At 67.1% G+C, this 22037-nt stretch carries 18 protein-coding genes; 11 read left to right on the top strand and 7 right to left on the bottom strand.

What is annotated here, in order from left to right; translation table 11 throughout:
* Window positions 1-34: 34 nt before the first annotated feature.
* From KA383_08365 to KA383_08345, 5 genes are read left to right on the top strand one after another with little or no spacing between them, the layout of a single operon-like run.
* Window positions 35-1069 (top strand): RnfABCDGE type electron transport complex subunit D, encoded by a 1035-nt coding sequence (locus tag KA383_08365; protein ID MBP7746134.1) that lies wholly within the window; start codon window positions 35-37, stop codon window positions 1067-1069.
* An 18-nt stretch (window positions 1070-1087) separates the two neighbouring features.
* A complete protein-coding gene (locus KA383_08360) occupies window positions 1088-1690 on the top strand; it encodes an FMN-binding protein (protein ID MBP7746133.1) in 603 nt (200 codons plus the stop codon).
* 2 nt (window positions 1691-1692) lie between these two features.
* Window positions 1693-2343 (top strand): electron transport complex subunit E, encoded by a 651-nt coding sequence (locus KA383_08355; protein MBP7746132.1) that lies wholly within the window; start codon window positions 1693-1695, stop codon window positions 2341-2343.
* Window positions 2343-2960, top strand: a complete 618-nt coding sequence (locus KA383_08350) for an electron transport complex subunit RsxA (GenBank protein ID MBP7746131.1) — start codon at window positions 2343-2345, stop codon at window positions 2958-2960. Before KA383_08355 ends, KA383_08350 begins: the two co-directional genes overlap by 1 nt.
* A 21-nt stretch (window positions 2961-2981) precedes the next feature.
* Window positions 2982-3857: an RnfABCDGE type electron transport complex subunit B gene (locus tag KA383_08345; protein MBP7746130.1), complete on the top strand. Its 876-nt coding sequence runs from the start codon at window positions 2982-2984 to the stop codon at window positions 3855-3857.
* Here the strand turns inward: KA383_08345 and KA383_08340 are convergent.
* Window positions 3854-4879, bottom strand: coding sequence for an FAD:protein FMN transferase (locus tag KA383_08340; protein ID MBP7746129.1), 1026 nt, complete (start codon window positions 4877-4879; stop codon window positions 3854-3856). The genes KA383_08345 and KA383_08340 overlap by 4 nt on opposite strands.
* A gap of 483 nt (window positions 4880-5362) precedes the next feature.
* Between KA383_08340 and KA383_08335 the strand changes: the two genes are divergently transcribed.
* Together KA383_08335 and KA383_08330 are read left to right on the top strand one after the other, a co-directional pair.
* Complete coding sequence (locus KA383_08335; GenBank protein MBP7746128.1) at window positions 5363-7363, top strand: NF038122 family metalloprotease; 2001 nt, start codon at window positions 5363-5365, stop codon at window positions 7361-7363.
* 185 nt (window positions 7364-7548) lie between these two features.
* Window positions 7549-9711, top strand: a complete 2163-nt coding sequence (locus KA383_08330) for an agmatine deiminase family protein (protein ID MBP7746127.1) — start codon at window positions 7549-7551, stop codon at window positions 9709-9711.
* 169 nt (window positions 9712-9880) lie between these two features.
* On the opposite strand, the gene KA383_08325 is transcribed toward KA383_08330, so the two are convergent.
* The 6 genes from KA383_08325 to KA383_08300 form a co-directional block, all read right to left on the bottom strand.
* Window positions 9881-12436, bottom strand: a complete 2556-nt coding sequence (locus KA383_08325) for an alpha-glucosidase C-terminal domain-containing protein (GenBank protein MBP7746126.1) — start codon at window positions 12434-12436, stop codon at window positions 9881-9883.
* A gap of 145 nt (window positions 12437-12581) precedes the next feature.
* Entirely contained in the window at window positions 12582-14684 is a 2103-nt protein-coding gene (gene glgP / locus KA383_08320) for an alpha-glucan family phosphorylase (GenBank protein MBP7746125.1), read from the bottom strand.
* Between the two features lie 8 nt (window positions 14685-14692).
* A complete protein-coding gene (gene malQ, locus KA383_08315) occupies window positions 14693-16234 on the bottom strand; it encodes a 4-alpha-glucanotransferase (protein MBP7746124.1) in 1542 nt (513 codons plus the stop codon).
* 59 nt (window positions 16235-16293) lie between these two features.
* Window positions 16294-16914: an adenylyl-sulfate kinase gene (cysC, locus tag KA383_08310; GenBank protein MBP7746123.1), complete on the bottom strand. Its 621-nt coding sequence runs from the start codon at window positions 16912-16914 to the stop codon at window positions 16294-16296.
* 147 nt (window positions 16915-17061) lie between these two features.
* Window positions 17062-18003 carry a cysteine synthase A gene (gene cysK / locus KA383_08305; protein ID MBP7746122.1) on the bottom strand — a complete coding sequence of 314 codons (942 nt, stop codon included), beginning with the start codon at window positions 18001-18003 and terminating at the stop codon, window positions 17062-17064.
* Window positions 18004-18101: 98 nt separating this feature from the next.
* Window positions 18102-18665, bottom strand: a complete 564-nt coding sequence (locus tag KA383_08300; protein MBP7746121.1) for a PilZ domain-containing protein — start codon at window positions 18663-18665, stop codon at window positions 18102-18104.
* A 46-nt stretch (window positions 18666-18711) separates the two neighbouring features.
* Between KA383_08300 and trmB the strand changes: the two genes are divergently transcribed.
* The 4 genes from trmB (at window position 18712) to KA383_08280 (ending at window position 22029) form a co-directional block, all read left to right on the top strand.
* A complete protein-coding gene (gene trmB / locus KA383_08295; GenBank protein ID MBP7746120.1) occupies window positions 18712-19314 on the top strand; it encodes a tRNA (guanosine(46)-N7)-methyltransferase TrmB in 603 nt (200 codons plus the stop codon).
* Between the two features lie 93 nt (window positions 19315-19407).
* Window positions 19408-20160, top strand: coding sequence for a YebC/PmpR family DNA-binding transcriptional regulator (locus tag KA383_08290; GenBank protein MBP7746119.1), 753 nt, complete (start codon window positions 19408-19410; stop codon window positions 20158-20160).
* Window positions 20161-20179: 19 nt separating this feature from the next.
* Window positions 20180-20722 carry a hypothetical protein gene (locus tag KA383_08285; GenBank protein ID MBP7746118.1) on the top strand — a complete coding sequence of 181 codons (543 nt, stop codon included), beginning with the start codon at window positions 20180-20182 and terminating at the stop codon, window positions 20720-20722.
* 35 nt (window positions 20723-20757) lie between these two features.
* Window positions 20758-22029 carry an aryl-sulfate sulfotransferase gene (locus KA383_08280; protein MBP7746117.1) on the top strand — a complete coding sequence of 424 codons (1272 nt, stop codon included), beginning with the start codon at window positions 20758-20760 and terminating at the stop codon, window positions 22027-22029.
* Window positions 22030-22037 lie beyond the last annotated feature (8 nt).

Below are 22037 nucleotides of genomic sequence, written 5' to 3'. Positions count from 1 at the left end.
GCCGCGCAGCGCCGGCGAAGGAGTGTCAGATTCGATGAGCGATGCTGTCCAGGCTTCGGGCACGCCGCTGCCGGTGGCCCCGCAGAAACCGGAAGCCGCGCGCGGCTTTCTCGTCAGTCCGGCGCCGCACCTGTCGGACTCGGCGACCACGCGGCGCATCATGTTCGAGGTCCTGCTCGCGCTGGTGCCGCTGTTTGTCGTCGCGTTGTGGAACTTCAGGCTGAACGCGCTGTGGCTGACGCTGGTCACGACCGCCGGCTGTCTCGCCGCCGAAGCCGTGGCCAACTGGATGCGCGGCCGCACACAGAGCTCGCTGGGCGACGGCTCGGCCCTGGTCACCGGCGTGATTCTCGCGTTCTCGCTGCCGCCCGGCCTGCGCCTGTACCAGGCTTTCATCGGGGGCGTTGTGGCGATCGGGCTGGGCAAGATGGTCTTCGGCGGGCTGGGGCAGAACCTGTTCAACCCCGCGATGGTCGGCCGCGCGTTCCTGATGGTGTGCTTCCCGGTTGCGCTGACGACCTGGATGGAGCCGGGCACCTTGCGGGCGATCGGGGATGTCGACGCGGTCACGCGGGCCACGCCGCTGGCGGCCGCGAAGTACGGCTCGGACGTGCTGGCCAGCGTGGCGAACCTGTTCTTCGGCAGGGTCGCGGGCTGCGTCGGCGAGACCAGCGCGCTCGCGGCGCTGATCGGCGGGCTCTACCTGGTGATCAGAAAGGTCGCCGACTGGCGGCCGGCCCTGGGGATGCTGCTGGCGGCGGCCGTGTTCGCGTTCATCGCGGCGGGCGGCGCCATCGGACACCGCTTCCAGGTGGTTGAATATCAACTCCTCAGCGGCGCCCTGGTGTTTGGCGCGTTTTTCATCGCGACGGACTACGTCGGCGCGCCGGTTACGCCGTGCGGGCGATGGATCTTCGGCCTCGGCGCCGGCGTGCTGGTCATGCTGATTCGCCTGTACGGCGGCTATCCCGAGGGTGTGATGTACGCGATCCTGATCATGAACGCGCTGACCCCGCTGATCGAGCGCTGGACGCTGCCGACGCCGTTCGGCGGCAAGGTGCCCGCGTAGCGGGTTGGAGGACGTACGGTGCAGAAGTTCGTGCAGGAATCCTGGCTGATCCTGGTGCTGGGCATCGTGTTCGCGGTGCTGCTGGCCGGGGCGCAGACCACGCTGCTGCCGCGCATCCAGGTGAACCAGGCGAAGGCGCTGAACGAGGCGATCGGCGAAGTCGTGCCCGGCGCGGTGAAGACCGAGACGGTGGATCTCAAACCGACGTATGACCGCAACGTGTTCAAGTGTTTCGACGCACAGGGCCGGTTCGTGGGCTGGGCGCTTGACATGCTGGGCAACGGCTTCGCGGACAAGATCCGCATCGTGGCCGGGCTCGCGCCCGACTGTGCCCAGCTCACCGGCCTCAAAGTCATCGAGAACGTGGAGACGCCGGGGCTGGGCAACAAGATCGCCGAGGCGGAGTGGGCCGGACAATACCAGGGCCTGGACGCGGGGCGGCCGATCACGGTGCAGAAGCATCCGCCAGTGGCGGGCCAGAACGAGGTGCGCGCGGTGACCGGGGCGACGATTTCGAGCAAGGCGGTGACGGACATCGTCAACGCGGCCCTGGCGCGCGTGCGGCCGGAGCTGCAGCAGCGGCGCCAGGTGCCGGCCGACGCGGCCGGAGGGAGTAATTGACGATGGCGGAAAACAACGGCTCCAACCTGAAGCAGTTCACGGACGGGATTGTCGCGAACAACCCGGTGCTCGTGCAGCTGCTCGGGATGTGCCCGACGCTGGCGGTGAGCAACTCGGTCGAGAACGCGCTGGTGATGGGTGCGGCGGTGATCTTCGTGCTGACGATGAGCAACCTGGTCACGAGCCTGCTGCGGAACCTCATCCAGCCGCACGTGCGGATCCTGATCTTCACGCTGACGATCGCCACGTTCGTCACGATCGCGGACCTCACGCTGAAGGCCTACGTGTTCGAGGTCAGCAAGAAGCTCGGGCCGTTCGTGCCGCTGATCATTGTGAACTGCATCATCATCGCCCGGGCGGAGGTCGTCGCCAGCAAGCACGGCGTGCTGCGGTCGCTTGTCGACGCCCTCGGTTGCGGCCTCGGGTTCACCCTGGCGCTGTGCATCCTGGGCGCTGTGCGTGAGCTGCTGGGCACCGGCGGGATCACGATCCTGCAGGACGCCGGCTGGAGCTGGCACCTCGATCCCAAGCTGTTCGAGCCGCATGCCTGGGTGGTGATGATCATGCCGCCCGGCGCGTTCCTGACGCTGGGCATCGTGATCGGCATCGTGAACCATGTGCGGTCCCGCGCGGCGGCGAAGGGAGGTGCGTGATGGACTTCGGCGCACTGATCGGAATCTTCATCGGGGTCGTGCTGATCAACAACTTCGTCTTCTCGACGTTCCTCGGCATCTGCCCGTTCCTGGGCGTGTCCCGCAAGGTGGACATGGCCTTTGGCATGGGCTGCGCGGTAACGTTCGTGATGACCGTGTCCGGCGTCGTGACCTGGATGATCGTGCATTGGATCCTGACGCCGATCGGCAGCGCCATCGGCAATCCGGAGGCCCTGTACTTCCTGAAGTACGTGGCGTTCATCATGGTGATCGCCGCCATGGTGCAGCTCGTCGAGATGTACCTGAAGAAGTTCTTCCGGTCGCTGTACACGGCTTTCGGCGTGTTCCTGCCGCTGATCACGACGAACTGCGCGATCCTGGGCGCCTGCCTGCTGATCGATATGAACGACGTCTACAAGGCCAGCCTGTTGAAGTCGACGGTATTTGCCTTCGGCGGCGGGGTCGGCTTCGCGCTGGCCATCACGATCATGGCCGGCATCCGGGAGCACGTGCAGTTCAGCGACGTCCCCCAACCGTTCCGCGGCGCGGGCATCACGCTGCTGACGGCGTGCATCCTGGCGCTCGCGTTCATGGGTTTTGCCGGGATCGGCAAGTAACGCTGCTGTGGAGATGGAATCATGACCGTCCTGATGGCGGGAGTCGTGCTGTTCGGGCTCACGCTCGTATTCGCGACGCTGCTGAGCGTGGCCAAGGAGAAGCTGCGGGTCGACGAGGACCCGCGCATCGGGCAGGTCGCCGAGGTCCTGCCGGCTGCCAACTGCGGCGGGTGCGGGTTCGCCGGCTGTGCGGACTTCGCCAAGGCCGTCGTGGAACAGCGCGCCGCCTGCGACGGCTGCCCGGTCGGCGGCTCCGCCGTGGCCAGGAAGGTCGCGGCGGTGCTCGGCATCGAAGTCGTCGAGACCTTCCCCTATCGCCCGGTCATTCACTGCGCCGCCCGCGCTGAGGACAAGCTCGGCGTGGTCGAATACGAGGGCGTGCGCACCTGCGCCGAAGCGCACATCGTCGGCGTCACGCAGGCCTGCACGTATGGCTGCCTGGGCTTCGGCGACTGCTCCAAGGCCTGCACGTTCGACGCCCTCCACATGGTCGCCGGCAAGCCGGTCGTCAACTACGACAAGTGCACCGGCTGCGGTGCCTGCGTGAAGGCCTGCCCGCGCAGCCTGATCGAGCAAATTCCCTTCAAGCAGGACCGGATGCTCGTGGTCGCCTGTGCCAACAAGGAGCCGGCCCGCAACGTCAAGCAGGTGTGCAAGGTCGGCTGCATGGGCTGCAAGGCCTGCCAGCGCCTTCTGGCCGAGGTCTTCGAGGTCAAGGACAACCTCGCCTACCTCAACTACGACAAGTACACCGGGCAGGAGGATTTCCAGCCGGTGCTCGACAAGTGCCCGGCCGAGGTGCTCGTGCAGTTCGGCAAGCCGAAGCCAGAATACGCGGCGCGGCTCGCCGCGAACGGCGCCGAGGTGGCAGCCCCCGTCTGCCCTCCCGGCGATTAGCGCACCATGTAGGCCGCGAACCCCGGCGTCTGGTCCAGCACCGGCTGCGCGGCCGACCCCGTGATCCACAGCACTTCCACGCCCGGCGCAGCCCCCGCCGCGAGCAGTTCTTTCCCCTCGGCGACGCTGAGCACGCTGAACGCCGTCGCCCACGCATCCGCCGTGATCCCGTCACGGGCGATCACCGTCACGCTGGGTGCCTGCTCTGCGGGCTGGCCGGACCGCGGATCCACGATGTGCGAATAGCGCTTCCCGCCGATCTCGTGGAAACGCTGCTGCACGCCTGACGTCGCCACGGCCCGGTCACTGATCTGCAGCACCGCGATGAGCCCGCCCGTGAAAGGGTGCTTGACACCGACATGCCACGGCTGGCCGGTGGGCGCGCACCCGAGCGCCAGCACATCGCCGCCCACGTCGATGAGCAGGCTGGCAGCGCCGGTCTGTCGCATCGCCTGGGCCGCGAGATCCAGCGCGTAGCCCTTCGCGATCCCACCCAAGTCGATTTGCATGCCGGCGCGCTGTAGCGTGATCGTGTGCGCGCCAGCGTCGAGCGTAAGCTTCTCGGTTCCGACCAGGTCGCGTACCTGGCGCAGCTCGTCGGCCGTCGGCAGGCGCTGCTGCTCGCCGGCGGCCCTCCAGAGCGCTACGAGCGGGCGGCACGTCACGTCGAAAGCTCCGCCGCTGTCCCGCGCGAACTCGACGGCGCGCTGCACGCACTGGAACGTCTCCGGCGCAACCGCGACGGGGCTCCCTGCGGGCAGGCGGTTTAGCCGTCCGATTTCGCTCTCGGCGACGTAGTCGCTCATCAGGCGGTTCACGTCCGCGAGGCGAGCATAGCCGGCCTCGACGGCGGCTGCGGCCCGGCCCTCGTCGTCGGCGACCGCCGTGAGCGTAGCCAGCGTGCCCATGATCTCACGGGAGCGGCTGACCCGGGCCGGTGCCGTGGTCCGCGTGCAACCGCTGAGTGCGCACCCCGCAACGAGGAGCGCGGCGCTGGTCATGATCCGAGCTGCTAACGGCATGGTCGAATTCCATGCGGCCCGGCCCACCGCTGGGCCGCGCTGGGACAGTGTAACGAGCGTCGCGCGCCGGCCAAAGGTCCGCCGTCCGCGGCGGCGCCCATGCGTCCGATAAGCGGCGTGGCGCGCTCACGATCATCATTCGCGTGCCGGAACGCGGCGAGATGCGGATGGCGCCTGGAATCGTCGCGGAATATAGGGCTTCAGCAGCGCGGCGCGGGGCACAAACTTGACTTGGGTATGCGCAACGGATAGGCTCAGTGTAAAGCTTATAGCGTTTCGGCGCAGGGTGTATGCGCTCTGCCCCGGAAACGCAGTTGCCCGCGACGTGCGCTGGGATGCCCGGGGTCCACCGACGAGGGCGTGTCCTGGGTGTCTGTGGACTCACGTCCGGTAGCGCGTGCCAGCACCCGTCGCGAACTCGTGCACGCGATCACATGGTAGCAGCATGCACCGAAGGCAGGATCTTTTCTTGGGAGTCGGCTGATGATCATGCGCGAATGGAAGGACCGTGTGCCGCTGCGCGCCGAGCGGTTTGCGAGCGTTCTGCTGATCGGTGCGCTGAGTACCGCGCTCGCACTCGCGGATGACGCCCGCGTACCTGAACTGGATGAGGGAATACTGGCACCGGCGGTTGTCTGGCCGAGCTACGTCATCCCGGGCGAGCCTGAGCTGAGCACGCTCTACGCCGACGGCAGCGAGATCGTCATCCAGACCGAGCAGCGCTGGACCCTGATGTGCGGCTCCAATCCGACGAATATCTCGAATGAGGACCTGCGGGCTTTCGCCGAGCACCATGCCGAGGCGCTGCGCACGGGGCCTGTGGTGATCATCGACACGCCGCGGCCGGAGCGCACCACCGCCATCAACATTGTGTTCTCGACCGACGGTTCCGTGCCAGCGCAGGCGGTGACGGCGCTCACGCTGGTGGAGGCCTACCTCGAGTCGCTCTTCGCCGATCCGATCACGGTGACGATCCCCCTCACGTTCCAGAACATGGGCGATCCGTCGGTGATCGGGGCCACCTCGCCGAACTACGTGAACGGCGTGTCCTACACGAACTCGAAGAACGGCCTGATTAACGGGATGGACTCGGACGACACACTGCAGACCTGGCTGCCGACCACGAGCACGGTGCCCGTGCGCTACAACGGGTCCACGGACACGATCACGAACGTGTCGTCGCTCAGCTGGACGCGGGCCAACTACCGCGCCACGATCGGCACGACCACCGGCAACGCCGCGTCGATGACGTTCAACACGCAGTTCTCGTTTGACTACGACCCCTCGAACGGCATCAGCGGTAGCACGATGTCCTTTGTCGACGTGGCCCTGCACGAGACCGGCCACGCGCTCGGCTTCGTCTCAGCGACGGACAGCGGCACGGGCATGCAGGGGCTGGACCTCTTCCGTTTCCAGCGCACGGATGGCACGCAGGACTACAACCCGGATACGCTTGCCGAGTTCCAGGTCCGTCCCCGACTGATCGACTACAACAACCCGGATGACGATCACAACACCGACCTCATCTCGGCCGAGTACCGTATGTCGGACGGCGATCCGTGGCAGGCCAGCCACTTCCGCGAGCAGACCAGCCCGTGGATCGGGCTGATGGACCCGGCCTTCAGCTACGGCGAGACGCACTACCCGAACTACTTCTCGACCGCGGACCTGAACGTGTTCGATGCGATCGGCTACGACTACCCGCCGTGTGAGGTGCCGCAGTTCACGCAGCAGCCGGCCAACACGAACGTCTGCTCCGGCACGAACGCGCAGTTTACCTGTGCCGTCGACATCCCCTCGCCGGGCTACCAGTGGCGGATCGGAACCACGAACCTGGTCGATGACGGCGTCCACATCTTCGGGGCCACCACGGCCACCGTGACGATTGCGAACGTGACCCTCGCCGACGTGAGCGACCAGTACAACTGCCTGGTGACGAACCTGGCCGACGGCTGCATCGCGGCCTCGAACTTGGTGTTCCTGGGCGTCTACTCCTCAATCGAAATCACCCAGCAGCCCGTTGACGTCACCATCAGCGAATATCAGAACGCCTCGTTCAACGTGATCGCCACCGGCTCACCGACAATTACCTACCAGTGGCGCCGCAACGGCGTGAACCTCACCAACGGCCCCAACTACGCAGGTGTCACCTCGGCGTACATGGCCGTGCTGAGCGCGGAGGCCTTCCACGCGGGCTTCTACGACTGCGTCGTCACGAACCAGTGCGGGTCGGTGATCAGTGGCGTGGGGCACCTGATCGTCAACACGGGTTATGGGGCCGGCCGGGGCGACACCAACTGCAGCGGCTCGGTGACGTTCGCCGACATCAACCCGTTCATCCTGGCACTCACGGGCGGCGAGGATCAGTATTATCCCGCGTTCCCGATGTGCCACTTCTACAACGCGGACATCAACAGTGACGGCATGGTCAGCTTCTCGGACATCAACCCGTTCGTGCTGCTGCTGACGTCGTCGACCCCGTAAGCACGCAGGCCCTGCCGCTTTGCCGGGCGCTCCAGACGCGGGAAATCATGCTGCTTCCGCCGGCGTCGCCCGTTACAATGAGACCAGGCCCGGCCGGGCGGGTGCGCGATATCGCCTGGGTGCGGGCTGGAGTGCGCACCACCGTCTGATACTCCCGACGGCGCGCTGGGAAAGGAGCAGCCGCAATGAAGCCTGCGTACGCGTTGATTCTGGTCCTGTCGCTCGCGAGCTGGTGCGAGGCGCAGACGCCGTCCCGCGCGGAGGCCGACATCCGGGCGCTGATCGCGGAGAAGTACGCCGACGGACTGCCCGCCTACCTGACGCCGGAGGAGCGTCTGCTGCCGCTGCCGCCGGTGCAGCGCGACGTGCTCGCGCCGCCGACGGGGACCGTGTACTGCCCGCCGGAGTACGCGCCGTGTGACGGGCTCTTCATCGCGTGGGAGGGCTATACGACGATTCTGACCGAGCTCGTCGTGAAGATCACGACGCTCGATCCGGTTGCGACCGTGTGGGTCGTGGTCGACACAGCGTCGGAGCAGACTTCGGCGACCACCACGCTGGCAAATGCGGGCGCGGACATGTCGCAGGTCGAGTTCATCGTTCGCACCACCGACACGGTCTGGATCCGCGACTACGGTCCGCGCTTCATCCTCGAGAACGGCAGTTGGGCAGTCATCGACCACACCTACAATCGCCCGCGCCCCAACGACAACGCGTTCAACGATTACCTCTGTTCCCTGTGGAGCATTCCGCAGTACGACATCCCGCTCACGCACGGCGGCGGCAACTTCCACCTGTTCGCCAACGGCGACGCGTTCATGACCTCGCTCATCCTGAACGAGAACCCCGGCCTGACCGAACAGCAGGTGAAGAACTACTACCTCCAGTATCAGAACCTCAACCTGACGATCTACCCGGGCTTCCCGACCAGCTTCGACTCGACGCAGCACATCGACATGTGGATGTTCCCAGCCGGTGACAACAAGGTCATCATCGGCCAGTATGCTCAGGCGACCGGCCAGCCCTACACGATTACTGAGAACGCCGTCGCCGACCTCACCGCGCGCGGCTACACCGTCTACCGCACGCCGGGCTGGCAGTCGGGCGGCACGCACTACACCTACACGAACGCGGTCGTCCTGAACAACCAGGTGTTCATCTCGCGGTTCAACGTGCCCCAGGACGCGCAGGCCCTGGCGGTCTATCAGGCGGCCATGCCCGGCTACACGATCCACCAGATTGATAACTCAAGCATCATCACCGCCGCCGGTGCCATGCACTGCATCGTCATGCACGTCCCCAGCGCCGCGCCGGATCCGATCCCGCACATCACCTTGAATGCGCCAAACGGCGGCGAACTCTGGATCGCTGGCGAAACGCACGATATCACCTGGACGGCAACGGACGACGTCGGCGTCGCAAGCGTAGACCTGCTGCTCTCGGTGGACGGCGGCGCGACGTATCCGCACACGCTCGCCGCCGGGCTGCCGAACTCCGGCGCGTACGCGTGGACGGTGGGCCTGCCGGCGTCGGAGCAATGCCGCGTGAAGGCCATCGCGCATGACGGTGACGGTAATGCCGCGGAGGACGCTTCCGATGCCGACTTCATGGTCTCCGCCGTCGGCCCGCAGGTCGTGGTCAGCTATCCGCTCGACAGCGATCCGGGCTGGCCGGTGCAGGGCCAGTGGGCGTTCGGTCAGCCGACCGGCGGCGGCGGACTTGCGCACGGCAACCCCGATCCAAGCAGCGGCGCGACCGGCACGAACGTGTACGGCGTGAACCTGAACGGTGATTACGCGACGACGATCGGCGGGCCGTGGTACGTGACGCTGGGACCGGTGGACCTGAGCGATCACAGCCACACCAAGCTGGGCTTCCAGCGCTGGCTGAACAGCGACTACCAGCCGTATGCATACGCCACGGTCGACGTGTCGAACAACGGCACGACCTGGACCCCGGTCTGGTCGAACGGGACGATTGTGACGACGGACAGCGCCTGGTCGCTGAAGGAGTACGATCTCTCCGCGACGGCCGACCACCAAGCGACCGTGTACGTGCGCTGGGGCTATCGCATCGGCAGCGGCGCGTACGCGTACTCCGGCTGGAACATCGACGATATCCAGATCAGCGGCATTCCGACAACGCAAGTAATCCTCGGCGACGTGAACTGCGACGGCGTGGTCGGTTTTGGTGACATCAACCCGTTCGTGCTGTTGCTTACCAACCCGACGTTGTGGCAGAGCACGTATCCGGGCTGCAATCCGCTGAATGGCGACATCAGCGGGAACGGCAGTGTCGGCTTCGAGGACATCAACCCCTTCGTGACACTGCTCACGACGCCGCCGTAGGCAGCACCGGCGATCAGGACCCCTAGCGCCAGCGGCCCGCGTGGCGTGGCACCGTCTGGCGCAGCCAGGCCGTGATTGACAGCGTCGCCGTGTCCCTCCCATTCCGAACCCGAAGCGCGCGGGCGCCAATCAGAGCCCCGAGCGCCAGCGAGTGGGTTCCCGCCCACCGCTACGGATTCGACAGCAGCGTGACGAAGGGGTTGATGTCCTCGAAGCCGACACTGCCATTGCCATCAATGTCGCCGTTGAGCGTGGGGCACGCCGGGTAGGTCACCTGCCACAGCGCCGCGTCGGTCAGCGCGAGTACGAACGGATTGATGTCACCGAAGCCGACCACGCCGTCGCAGTTCAGGTCGCCCCGCCGGACGAGCGGCACCAGCGCATACTGCGTTCCGGGGATCGTCGTCAGGTCTGGCGCGACGCCAAGGTTGGAATAGCCGCCGCCCAGTCCCGGCAGCCATTGGTTGCCCACCTGCCCGCCACTCTCCGCGATGAACACCACGAAGCCGATTGTCTGGTCCGGCGTCGCGGGCAGGCCCAGGTCGAGATACGGCACGACCAGCTCGAAGCCCGTCGTCGCGGTGGCGGCGCCGGACGCATCCGTATCCGTCACGCCGGCGGTGTTGGTGTTGTTGAACGCGATCTGCATGCCGTTGGGGTTTTGCCCGCCGCTGAGATAGCCGTCGCCGTCGTTCATCGTGCCGGCGCCGCGGTAGGTCTTGGTCGTGTTGCCGGTGGCCGGTAGCGTGAATTGATCGACGTACAGCGTTCCGCTGAAGACATTGAGGTACAGGAGGTGATCCGGTGCAAAGCCGGCATCGAAGCGCAGCCCCGCAAGTTGGCCAGGGATGTACGGCGGCGGCGAATCGCCCTCGATCCGCAGAACGTTCTGCCCGCCGGCGAGCGTGTCGAAGAACACGCACAGTCCGGTGCCGTTCGGGTTGAGGTTGCCGCTCAAGCCGATGCGCAGGCCGGTCGTTTCGGGATGGATGTACAACTGGTCCAGCTCGTTGACGTTGTCGCCCATCCCGGTTGCGTTGTTCTGCGTCGCGATGAGATCGCCGGCCGTGAAGTCCGTCGGAATCTCAGTGCCGTCGATCGTATTCACCGGCGGCGCGCCGGGGATGAGGTTGACGGACAGAATGCGATAGGCGTACGCCGGCACCGATACGCTGTAGGCGCTCTTGTTCGCGTCGGTGATAGCCGGCAGGGACTGGCCGCTGATAATGTCGATCGGCGTAGTTGTGCCGCCGGGGATGATCGCGCTGCTCAGGTCGAGCGCCGGTGTGCGTGTACTGCCGTAGACGTTGATCGCCACAAGCAGCGTCTCTTCCGCGGCGAGGTGCCGCAGAAACGCCCAGATGCGCGAGCTGCTGGCAGTGATGGGGTGATACGAGCCGCGGCGCAGGGCGACATGATCCCTGCGCGTCGCGATCAGCAGCCGGTACTCTTCCAGCAGCGAGCCCGTCACGCCGGCCTGCTCCTGCACCGAGCGGCCGTCGTTGTTCTGCGAAAAGCGGTTGTTGTACGCCTGGCTGTTCAGGATCCAGTAGTTGCTCATCGGCGCGCCGGCGACCGCGTTCCACTTGAACGGCTCGCGCAGCGGGATGTCGTTCGCGTCGCTGCCGTAGTTGGCCTTCACGCCGAGCATGCCCAGCTCGTCACCGAAGTAGATCACCGGCGGAAACGGCTGCGTCAGCAGGACCGCGGCGGCGGCTTTCGCCTTCGTCAGGCTGCCGCCGATCACGGACGTCAAACGGTCCACGTCGTGATCGCCGATCGTGCCGAGGAACGCCTTGCCGTCCGGCAGTTCCGCGAGCGTGGCCGCCATGGTGCTGTAGAGCGCGCTGGCGTTCTCGCTGGCGAGCGCGTCGCGGGCGGCAAACTCGAACGGCTTGGTGAACGTGGCGTCGAAAACCGGCAGCAGCGTCGCGCCGGTGACGCCCCAGTCAGCCTGCTCGGCGAAGATGAACACGTCGGGATTGACGGTCTGCAGGGCGGCCTTCCACGGTGCCCAGAAGTCGTCGAGGTTGTAGCCCCAACCGTCCGGGCCGTAGCCGTACTGCACCCAGACGTGATCGAGGCGGTAACCGTCGAGTCCGTCCGACAGGTCGCCGTCCTGGTTCGGGTCGAGCCACTTCTGCGACCAACTCGTGACGAGATTGAATGGGTTCGAGTTGCGCAGGTCCCAGTGGATGAACCCGACGCTGCTGCCGTTCCACGTCGTGTAGACGCTGCCCTGGTACGTCGTGTTCGATGAATTGGTGAACGCGAGCCAGGTGTCATACGGGCTGGACGGGTTGCCATACGCGCTCTGGAACCAGGGCGAGTCGTGGCTGATGCCGTAGCAGACGAGGTCGACGAAGACCTTGATCCCGCGGGCGTGGGCCTGCTGGATGAAGTTGACGAAGGCGTCCTCGTCGCCGAACCACGCGTTGAGCTGGTCGGCGCGGCCGTGTTGGTACCCGTGGTAGGCGGGCGATGGAAAGACCGGGTTCATCCACACGGCGGTGACGCCGAGCTGCTCGAGGTAGTCGAGCGACGCGGTCATGCCGTTGAAGTCGCCAAAGCGGTACGTGTCGTTATCGGAATCACGCCAGGCGATGGGCATGAACTGGTAGAAGACGTCGTCGGCGACACGCTCGTCGAGCTGGGGTTGGGCGAAGACGAGGGCCGTCGTGAGGAGCAGCCCCGCGGCCAGAGCGCAGATCGCTTGCCAAAGCATCCGGTTTGTCCTTCATGGGCCGGCCGCTGCCGCCCGCCGGGGCAGGACCCAGCACGTGCCCCCGCGCGACCATTCTTCCTGCACGATAGCGAATCCGGCCGGTGACCTCAAACCAAAACGCCGGGAATCGCGGGTGGGCTGCAGATCAGCCGCGCGGGGCATACAGCGCCAGGTACTCCGCCAGCATGCGGTGCGTGTTGAACTGGCCGCAGATGGTCTTCATGGAAGCGGTCATCCGGCGGACCCATTCGCGCGGCACGCCGGCGCGGTCGCGTCGATAGAACAGCGGCACGATCTCGCGTTCGAGCAGGCGGTAGAGCGCGTCGGCGTCGTGGCGGTCCTGTGCGGCGCGTGTGCGCTGGGGGCGGGCCTCGCCGATCGCCCAGCCGTTGCGGCCGTTGTACGCTTCCGGCCACCAGCCATCGAGGATCGAGCAGTTGAGGCCGCCGTGCAGCGGGGGCTTCATGCCGCTGGTGCCGGAGGCCTCCTGCGGGCGCAGGGGGTTGTTGAGCCAGACGTCGCAGCCGCTGGTGAGCAGGCGCCCGACGTGCATGTCGTAGTCCTCGAGCAGCACGACGCGTCCGCGGAAGCCGGCTTGGCGTGCCATGCGGTAGACCTGCCGGGCGAGCGCTTGGCCGGCGGCGTCTGCGGGATGCGCTTTGCCGGCGAAGACGAGTTGCACGGGGCGGCGCGGATCGCCGAGGATGGCGGCGAGGCGCTGCGCGTCGTGGAAGATCAGCAGGGCGCGCTTGTACGTCGCGAACCGGCGGGCGAAGCCGATGGTCAGTGCATGCTCGTCGAATGTCTCATAGGCGGCGATCAATTCGGAGAGCGGCTCGCAGCGGCGCGCGATTTGCTGCGCGAGGCGCTGGCGGATGAAGTGCACGAGGCGGGCGCGCAGGCGCTGGCGTGCGGCCCAGAGTTCGGCCGGCGGAATGCGACCGGCGTTGCGCCAGCCGTCGTCGGTCGGCGACGCGGCGAGCCAGCGCGGCTTCAGGTACTTGTCGTACAGCGGCCGCATCTCCGGCGCGAGCCACGTCGCGCTGTGGATGCCGTTGGTGATATGTCCGATGGGAACGTCTTTCGGCCGGCGTGCGCCGTAGACGTGCTGCCACATGCGGCGCGAGACCTCGCCGTGCAACTTCGCGACGCCGTTGCAGCGCCCGCTCAGGCGCAGCGCGAGGACCGTCATGCAGAACGGCTCGTGGCGGTCGCGCGGGTTCTCGCGCCCGAGTGCGAGTGCATCCGTCCGGCTGAGACGCAGCGCATCGAGCAGCGGGCCGAGATAGCGCGCGAGCAGCGCGGGCGGGAAACGGTCATGGCCGGCGGGGACGGGCGTGTGCGTGGTGAAGACGCTTGACGCGCGAACGCGCTCGACGGCGCGGGCGTGTCCGACACCGGCCTGGCGCAGTTGTCGCAGGCGTTCCAACGTGCAGAACGCAGCATGTCCTTCATTGAGATGGAATACGTTGGCGCGGACGCCCAGTGCGTCCAGTGCTCGCACACCGCCAACGCCGAGCAGGAGTTCCTGCTGGATGCGCGTCTGTTGGTCGCCGCCGTAAAGCCGCTCGGTGATGGCACGGTCGCGCGGGCGATTCGCCGGGATATCAGTATCGAGCAGGTAGAGCGGCACGCGGCCGACCTGCGCGCGCCAGATGCGCGCGCGAACGCTCCGGCGGCCGAGCGGCACGGACACGACCTTGCCGGTGTCAATGATCGGCAGTCGGCTGAAATCGTGGCGGGGGAAGACGGCGTGCGTTGTGCCATCGCGGCGCAGCTCCTGGCGGTAATACCCGCAGCGGTACAGCAGTCCGACACCGACGAGCGGAATGCCCAGGTCCGAAGCGGACTTGAGGTGATCGCCCGCGAGTACTCCCAATCCGCCGGCGTATTGCGGCAGGCACTCGTGCAGACCGAACTCGGCGCAGAAGTACGCGACACGCACGCGGCGCTGCGGCGCGGTCGCCGACCGGCGGAACCACGTCGGCGCCGCCAGATACTTCGCCAGTTGGCGCTCACAGTCGCGCAATAAGGCGAGAACCGCCGGCTCGTTGCTGACCACGTCCCGCCGCTCGGGCGGTAACGCCGCCAATGTCGCGATGGGATTGTGGTTGGTCGCTTCCCAGAGCGCTGGATCGAGCGCGGCGAACAAACGCTGCGGATCGGGGTTCCACGTCCACCACAGGTTCCGCGCCAGGGCGTCCACGCGCGCAAGCACATCCGGCTTCGTATTCCGCTTGTTCGGCATCGGCGTCTTCACCTCTCACGATCGTAGACTTCGGTCATTTCGCGCAGACGTGTCGCGAGCGTCGGCGTCAGGCGCCCCGGCCGCAGCCGCCACTGCCAGTTGCCGGTGGTCGTGGCTGGCGTGTTCATGCGGGCCTCGTTGCCCAGACCGAGCAGGTCCTGTGCGGGGATGATCGCCGTGTTGGCTGGCGACGACAACGCCAGGCGGATCATGTCCCAGTGGATCGCGCGGCCGTCGGTGCCGAGATAGCGCAACACGCGGTCGTAATCGCTGAGTGTGCCGGCGGGGCGGCGCTTGTGCGCGGCTTGGCGCAGATGTGCGAACCAGCCGACCGTCGTCTCATTGTCGTGTGTCCCGGGATAGACGACACAGTTGCGCGGGAAGGTGTGTGGCTGGTTATAGCGGGGGCCGTTACCCGGGCCGAACCCGAAGTGCAGCAGCCGCATGCCGGGGAATCCGCAGCGGTCGCGCAGCGCGGCGGCTTCCGGCGTGACCAGCCCCAGGTCCTCGGCAATGATCTCCAGCCGGCCCAGCGCGCGGCGCAGAGCGGTGAACAACTCCCGGCCGGGGGTCTTGACCCACTTGCCGCGTCGCGCCGTCTGTGCCCGCCCGGGCACGGCCCACACACGATTGAAGCCGAGGAAGTGGTCGATGCGGACCGCATCAAACAGCGCCTGCATCCGCCTGAACCGCGCAATCCACCACGCGAAGCCGGTGGCTTGATGGTGGCGCCAGGCGTAGTGCGGATGCCGCCAGAGCTGGCCCGTGCGACTGAAATAGTCGGGCGGCACGCCGGAGATCGTCCGCGGTCGGCCGGCGGCGTCGAGATCGAAAAGGGCGCGCTGGCTCCAGACGTCGCTGCTGTCGTGAGCGACGAAGATGGGGATGTCGCCGATGAGGCCGACGCCATGCGTGTTCGCGTACTTCTTGAGCGCGCTCCATTGCCGGTCGAACTCGAATTGCACGAAACGTTCGCAGTCGATGGCGGCGCGCAGTGTGTCGCGGGCTTGACGCAGCGCGGCACGCTCGCGCAGCCGCACGTCGCGCGGCCATTCTGGCCAGGCTGCGTTGCCGTGGGCCTGGCGCAGCGCGGTGTACAGCGCATGGTCGTCGAGCCAGGCGGACTGTGCGGCACAGAACTGCGTGAAGGCACGCCGTTTCAGACCACCGCGCTGCACGAAGCGGTCAAAAGCCTTCCGCAGGCGCGCGTGCTTGTAGCGCGTGACGACGCTGTAGGCCACGCGGTCGGGCGGTAAGCCGCGTGCCGGCACGCTGTCCGCCGCGTCGAGCAGCCCGTCCGTGACCAGACGCTCCAGGCTGATCAGCAGGGCGTTGCCAGCGAAGGCGGACAGGGCGGCGTAGGGTGAGTTGGCGAGGCCGGGCGGGCCGACCGGCAACATCTGCCACCAGCGGACGCCGGCCGCCGCCAGGAAGTCGACGAACTCGTACGCCGCGGGGCCGAGGTCGCCGCAGCCGTGGCGGCCGGGCAGCGAAGTTGGGTGGAGCAAGACACCGGCAGCGCGATCCGAAAGCGTGAGCGTGCGTTTCATGGTAGCGCACGATGCCACGGAGTGGTCTGGGAATCAACTGGGCTCGCGGTGACCGACGCCTACGTGCCTTGCAGCAGACCCTTGGCTGCCAGGTATGCCAGCACAACCGCGGTGGCCTGCTTCGGATCGAGCTCGCCGCTGTCGAGCACCAGCTCCGGGTTCAGCGGCTCCTCGTACGGCGCGGATACGCCGGTGAATTCCTTGAGTTGGCCGGCGCGGGCTTTCTTGTACAGGCCCTTCGGATCGCGCTGCTCGCACAAATCGACCGAGGCCTGCACGAAGACCTCGATGAACGGCAGCCCCGCCTCGGCGTGGATCTTCCGCGCCTGGTCGCGATCCGCCCGGTACGGACTGATGAAACTCGTGCAGGTCAGCACGCCGGCGTCCGCGAACAGCTTGGCGACTTCGCCGATGCGGCGGATGTTCTCGTTGCGGTCCTCGGGCGAGAAGCCCAGATTCTTGTTGAGCCCGTGGCGGATGTTGTCGCCATCCAGCACGTACGCGAGGTGCCCGCGCTCGGTCAGAGCGTGCTCGAGCGTAAAGGCGATCGTGCTCTTGCCGGAGGAGGGCAGGCCGGTGAACCAGATCGTTGCGCCTTTCTGCTTCAGCAGCCGGTTGCGATCAGCGCGCTCGACGTGACCCTCGTGCCAGGTGATGTTGGTTGCCTTCTGTGTCGTCATTACGGTTCATTCGCTCCCAAGCCGGTGCCGGCGTTTCCGGGCCGGCAAAAGGGGCAGCTTAGCGGTTGGGTGGCGCGGCGGGAATAGGCGCTCGCGGCAAAGCTGGAGCTTCGCTCTCCCCTGGTACGGTGACGCTGGAGCTTCGCCTTACTGCTCGAACAGTGGTGTGGACAGGTAGCGCTCGCCCGCGGATGCCAGGATCACGACGATCAGCTTACCCTGGTTCTCGTTCCGGCGGGCGACCTGGTCGGCCGCGCACAGGGCCGCCCCGGAGCTGATGCCGCAGAGGATGCCTTCCTCGCGGGCTGCCCGGCGCGCCCAGGCAAAGGCCTCGTCGTTGCTGACCTGTACCACGTCGTCGATCACGTCGAGGTGCAGGTTCTCGGGGATGAAGCCCGCGCCGATACCCTGGATCTTGTGCGACCCGGGCTGCAGCGGTTGGCCCGCGCGGGCCTGCGTGATCACCGGGGAATGCGTCGGCTCGACGGCGATGCACTGGAAAGTCGGCTTGCGCTGCTTGATGACCTCGCCGACGCCGGTGATGGTCCCGCCGGTGCCGACGCCGGCGACGAGGATGTCAGCCTGGCCGTCCGTGTCCTTCCAGATCTCCTCGGCGGTGGTCTGCTTGTGAATCGCGATGTTGGCTGGGTTGCGGAACTGCTGCGGCATGAAGGCGCCGGGCGTCGCGGCGACGAGCTCTTCGGCCTTGCGGATCGCGCCTTTCATGCCCTCCGCTGCGGGTGTCAGCACCAGTTCCGCCCCGAGGTGCCGCAGCACGGCCCGCCGCTCCTGGCTCATGCTTTCCGGCATGGTCAGGATGAGCTTCAGGCCTCGGGCGGCGCAGACGAACGCCAGCGCGATGCCGGTGTTGCCGGACGTCGGCTCGATGAGCGTGGTATCCGGGCGGATTTTGCCGCGCTGGACCCCGTCCTCGACCATGCTCACGCCGATGCGGTCTTTCACGCTCTTGAGCGGGTTGAAGAATTCGAGCTTGGCGTAGACTGTGGCCTTGGCCTGAATGATGCGATTGATGCGGACCAGCGGCGTATTGCCGATCGTGCGGGTGGCGTCATCAAAGAGTCGGCCCATTTCGCGCTCCTGCAGTCGTGGACTCGCCGGGCGGGAGATACCCGTCCGGCGGACTCGGCCAGTCATGAGTATAGTCGTGCCCCGGCGGTGTGGGCGGCTCAGCACGCGGAGGCGGAACCGGTCCGCTCGGCCGCGCGGATGATGCCAGGCATCCGGGTGACGCCCGGCGGCGGCAACGGCGGGGCGGACGGCGAATGCGGGCAGACGGCCGCGGCGGTGCGGCGTTTGAGCGGATCGATCGGCAACTGGGCGTCGGATTCGAAGCGCACCGCGACGCGGCGCGTGAGGCCTTCGGTGCCGTCGTGCCGGAGCACCCGTGCGAACGTCGGCAAGGTCACCGCCCCTTCGCGGACCAGCCGGTCGTGCGTCTGCATCTCGACCAGCTTGATGCGGGCGCCGACAGGTGGGGCCTCGGCGGCGGCGGTCAGGAACGCGGCGCCGCCGGCCGACATGTCGAGCATCCAGGCGCTGGTGCGCGGGTACCCCTCTTCCGGGCAGATCCAGAACGCGAAGGCCTGCGGGTAGCGCGGATCCTTGCGACGCTCGGTAGGAATGGGAACTGGTTGCCGCACGGCCGCACTTCCTTTAGAAAAGCTGTGCGCGATGAGCCGGGCCGGGTCCGGCTCCGTATCGGTTACATCGGCGCGCGCACGGGCCGGCATTGCCGGGTCCGGCGCGGGCCGTCGAGGTCCGATAGTTCACGTTGCCATGCCGTCGCCCAATGTGATCGTTGAACTCCACGAGCTGACCGACTTCACCTGGAAGGTCCTCTTCGGTGACGAGCGCCCCGTCGAGGTGGAGATTGGCACAGGCAAAGCGGGGTTCCTGCTGCGCCGGGCGCGGGCGCGGCCGGAGCGCAACTTCCTGGGCATCGAGTGGGCGAACGAGTTCTATCGCTTCGCGGCGGACCGCCTGACGCGATGGGGTGTGCCAAACGTGCGGATGCTGCGCACGGATGCCAGCCACTTTATCCGGGTGGTGTGTCCGCGGGCCTCGCTGACCGCGCTGCACGTTTACCACCCCGACCCGTGGCCGAAGCGGCGGCACCAGAAGCGTCGCCTGTTCCAGCCGGCGTTCGTCAACGCCGCGGTCGAATGCCTGGTACCGGGCGGGCACTGGGCGGTGCAGACGGACCACGCCGAGTATTTCGAGGTTATCCGGGGCCTGCTGTTGAGCCATCCGGGTCTGCGGGAGACGCCGTTCGACGATCCGGAATTCGGCGTGGAGGCGGCCCGGGTGGCGACGAATTTCGAGATCAAGTATCTGCGGGAAGGACGGCGGCTATACCAGTTGGCGGTCAAGCGGCGCTGACGGATGGACGGGATTTGCGGCGTCCGCCGGTTGCCGTAGAATGAAGCGACAATGCGGCGGCTGCGATTGCCGCGCGACTTCTGGGAACGGACTATGAGCGGGCATTCACACTGGGCACGGATCAAGCGGGCAAAGGGGGTCACGGATGCGCGCCGCGGCCGGGCGTGGAGTCGGCTGTCGCGTGGCATCATCATCGCGGCGCGGCAGGGCGGGGGCGATCCTGACATGAACCTCACGCTGCGCTACGCGATCGATGCGGCCCGCGCGGCGAACATGCCGAAGGACACGATCGAGCGCGCGATCAAGAAGGGCACGGGTGAACTGGGCGGTGCAACGTACGAGGAACTGCTCTTCGAGGGCTACGGTCCCGGCGGGGCGGCGATCCTGTGCAGCGTGCTCACGGACAACCGCAACCGCACCGCGCCCGAGATCAAGAAGATCTTCGAGGCCCGCGGCGGGCGGATCGGTGCGGCCAACTGCGTGGCGCGGCTGTTCAAGAAACGCGGGGTCTTCCTGATCACGGCCGACAAGGCCGACGAGGACACGCTCACGGGGATCGCCCTGGAAACCGGGGCTGACGACGTCCGCGCGCTGGGGGATGCGTTCGAGCTGACTTGCGATCCGGCGGTGTTCGGCGCGGTCTCGAAGGCCCTCGAGGCGGCCGGCATCACGCCGGAGAGTGCCGAAGTGTCGATGGTCGCATCGACGTCGGTCATGCTCCAGGGTGAAGAGGCCGATCGGATGATGAAGCTGATCGACGCCCTCGAAGAGCACGATGACACGCAGGCGGTGCACAGCAACTTCGAGATCTCGGATGCCGACGCCGCGCGTCTCTCCGATGCGTGATGTGGGCCGGGAGGATGTGATGCGCACACGTTTACAGCGCGGCGCCGTCTTGGCGCTGATGGTGTCGTTCTTACCGTTGACGGGCTGCTTCAGTGTGGTCAAGCAGGCGTACTACGAAGTGCGCGGCGCGCAGGGCGAAGTGCTGATCATCACGCAGCCCGATGCGGCGGCGCTAGCGCGCGCGGCGGAGCTGACGTTTTCGCCGGCCACGACGACGATCGGCCCGGGCCTGTGCCCCAGCGCCGTGCTCCGGGCCTACGACCGCTCGGCCAATCAGCTCGTGGCCCGGCTGCGGCCACGGTATCCCGGCGGAGAGCCGCAACTCGCCGTGACCAGCGATGTCCAGTACTTCCAGAAGAAGGGCCTGTTGAGCGGCGGGCTGCTGCTGGCGCGCGTCCGTATGACGGTGGCTGGCCAACCGGCGCTCGATGCCCTCGTCAAGTCCGAGAGCCAGTCATTCCGCGAGGGCGGCGAGGACGACCTGGCGGACGCCGCCGTAGCCGCGCTGGGCGAGTTTCTGGCACGGCCCGCAACCCCCGGCGCCGGCGAACGGGCTCAGTGAACGCCGGTACCTCAAAAGCGCGGCGGATGCCGGCGATGGCGCACGTGGTATGCCTGCGGACCGTGGGGGTGGTTCTGCTGATGATGGGCGCGTGCCTGGCCGGCTGCGGTAAGACCGAGCCGCCCGAGGCGGGGACCGCGCCGCCGCCCGCGGCGACGACCGGTGACATTGACCGGCTGCGCTCGTTGCCATACGTGGACAGCATGGCGGCACGCGGCGACGAGCCCGAGGGGGTCGTGTTCTGCGACGCGGAGCGTGTTTGCCCCGGCTACAACCTGTACGAAGTGCAGATGCTCAGCCGCGCTGAGCTGATCGATGCGCAGGGGCGGGTGCTCAGGTCCTGGAATCATGCCCCGAGCGATCGCTGGGAGCGTGCCGAGCTGCTCCCCAATGGCGACCTGGTCGCCGTGGGCGCCGCCCCGTACGTCTGGAAGGATGGCGGGCCTCCAGAGCGGATCGCGGACGAGTCGCGTTACGTGCTGCGGCTCGACTGGCACGGCCAGGTGCTGTGGAAGAAACAACTCCGCGCCCACCACGACATCACGCCGGTGCCCGACGGGAAGCTGCTGGTGCTCACATTCGAGCGGCGGATGGAGCCGGAGATCAATGCGCAGGTGCCCACGCGCGACGATTACCTGACGCTGCTAAACGCCGATGGCACGGTGAGCGCGGCGCATTCGATGCTGGCGGCCGTGCGGCGGAGCGCGAAGGTCTTCCGCCTGAAGCGCGTGGGGCCGTCGGTGCTGGGCGGGCCGCCGTGGGTGGACGTGTTTCACTCGAACTCGGTCGAGTGGCTGCACCGCGAGCACTTGGTCGGCCGGCACCCGCTGTATGACCTGGGCAACATCCTGGTGTGTTTCCGGCACCAGGATCGCATCGCCGTCTTCAATTGGGAGCGCAACGAAGTGGTCTGGGCGTGGGGGGAGGAAGAATTGAGCGGGCCGCACGATGCCCAGGTGCTCGAAAACGGGCACATCCTGGTGTTCGACAATGGCCTGGGCCGCGGGGCGTCGCGCGTGCTCGAAATCGATCCGCTGGCCGGCCAGATCGTCTGGCGCTACCAGGCGCAGCCGGCGACTTCGTTCTACACAGCGAGCAAAGGCTCGGCGCAGCGACTGCCCAACGGCAACACGCTGATCGCGGAGTCGGACAAAGGCCGCGCGTTCGAGGTGACGCCCGCGGGCGAGGTGGTCTGGGAATTCGTTTCCCCGCACAAGGTCAAGGGTAGCGAGCGGGCGGCGATTGTGCGGATGCGGCGCGTGCCGACCGTGCTGGTGGATGCGCTCAATGCGCAGAGCGGTCGTTGACCGGGGCG

The sequence above is a fragment of the Phycisphaerae bacterium genome, assembly GCA_017999985.1.
Classification (GTDB): domain Bacteria; phylum Planctomycetota; class Phycisphaerae; order UBA1845; family Fen-1342; genus JAGNKU01.
Note: the sequence above shows the minus strand (reverse complement) of the source record. Positions and strands in the feature narration are given on the sequence as shown.

Coding starts and splice junctions, on each gene's coding strand:
- KA383_08345 (MBP7746130.1), top strand. CDS start 2,982: ATGACCGTCCTGATGGCGGGAGTCGTGCTGTTCGGGCTCACGCTCGTA.
- cysK (MBP7746122.1), bottom strand. CDS start 18,003: ATGGGCCGACTCTTTGATGACGCCACCCGCACGATCGGCAATACGCCG.
- trmB (MBP7746120.1), top strand. CDS start 18,712: ATGCCGTCGCCCAATGTGATCGTTGAACTCCACGAGCTGACCGACTTC.
- KA383_08280 (MBP7746117.1), top strand. CDS start 20,758: ATGGCGCACGTGGTATGCCTGCGGACCGTGGGGGTGGTTCTGCTGATG.
- KA383_08365 (MBP7746134.1), top strand. CDS start 35: ATGAGCGATGCTGTCCAGGCTTCGGGCACGCCGCTGCCGGTGGCCCCG.
- cysC (MBP7746123.1), bottom strand. CDS start 16,914: ATGACGACACAGAAGGCAACCAACATCACCTGGCACGAGGGTCACGTC.
- KA383_08325 (MBP7746126.1), bottom strand. CDS start 12,436: ATGCTTTGGCAAGCGATCTGCGCTCTGGCCGCGGGGCTGCTCCTCACG.
- malQ (MBP7746124.1), bottom strand. CDS start 16,234: ATGAAACGCACGCTCACGCTTTCGGATCGCGCTGCCGGTGTCTTGCTC.
- KA383_08350 (MBP7746131.1), top strand. CDS start 2,343: ATGGACTTCGGCGCACTGATCGGAATCTTCATCGGGGTCGTGCTGATC.
- KA383_08355 (MBP7746132.1), top strand. CDS start 1,693: ATGGCGGAAAACAACGGCTCCAACCTGAAGCAGTTCACGGACGGGATT.
- KA383_08340 (MBP7746129.1), bottom strand. CDS start 4,879: ATGCCGTTAGCAGCTCGGATCATGACCAGCGCCGCGCTCCTCGTTGCG.
- KA383_08285 (MBP7746118.1), top strand. CDS start 20,180: ATGCGCACACGTTTACAGCGCGGCGCCGTCTTGGCGCTGATGGTGTCG.
- KA383_08300 (MBP7746121.1), bottom strand. CDS start 18,665: ATGCCGGCCCGTGCGCGCGCCGATGTAACCGATACGGAGCCGGACCCG.
- KA383_08335 (MBP7746128.1), top strand. CDS start 5,363: ATGATCATGCGCGAATGGAAGGACCGTGTGCCGCTGCGCGCCGAGCGG.
- KA383_08290 (MBP7746119.1), top strand. CDS start 19,408: ATGAGCGGGCATTCACACTGGGCACGGATCAAGCGGGCAAAGGGGGTC.
- glgP (MBP7746125.1), bottom strand. CDS start 14,684: ATGCCGAACAAGCGGAATACGAAGCCGGATGTGCTTGCGCGCGTGGAC.
- KA383_08330 (MBP7746127.1), top strand. CDS start 7,549: ATGAAGCCTGCGTACGCGTTGATTCTGGTCCTGTCGCTCGCGAGCTGG.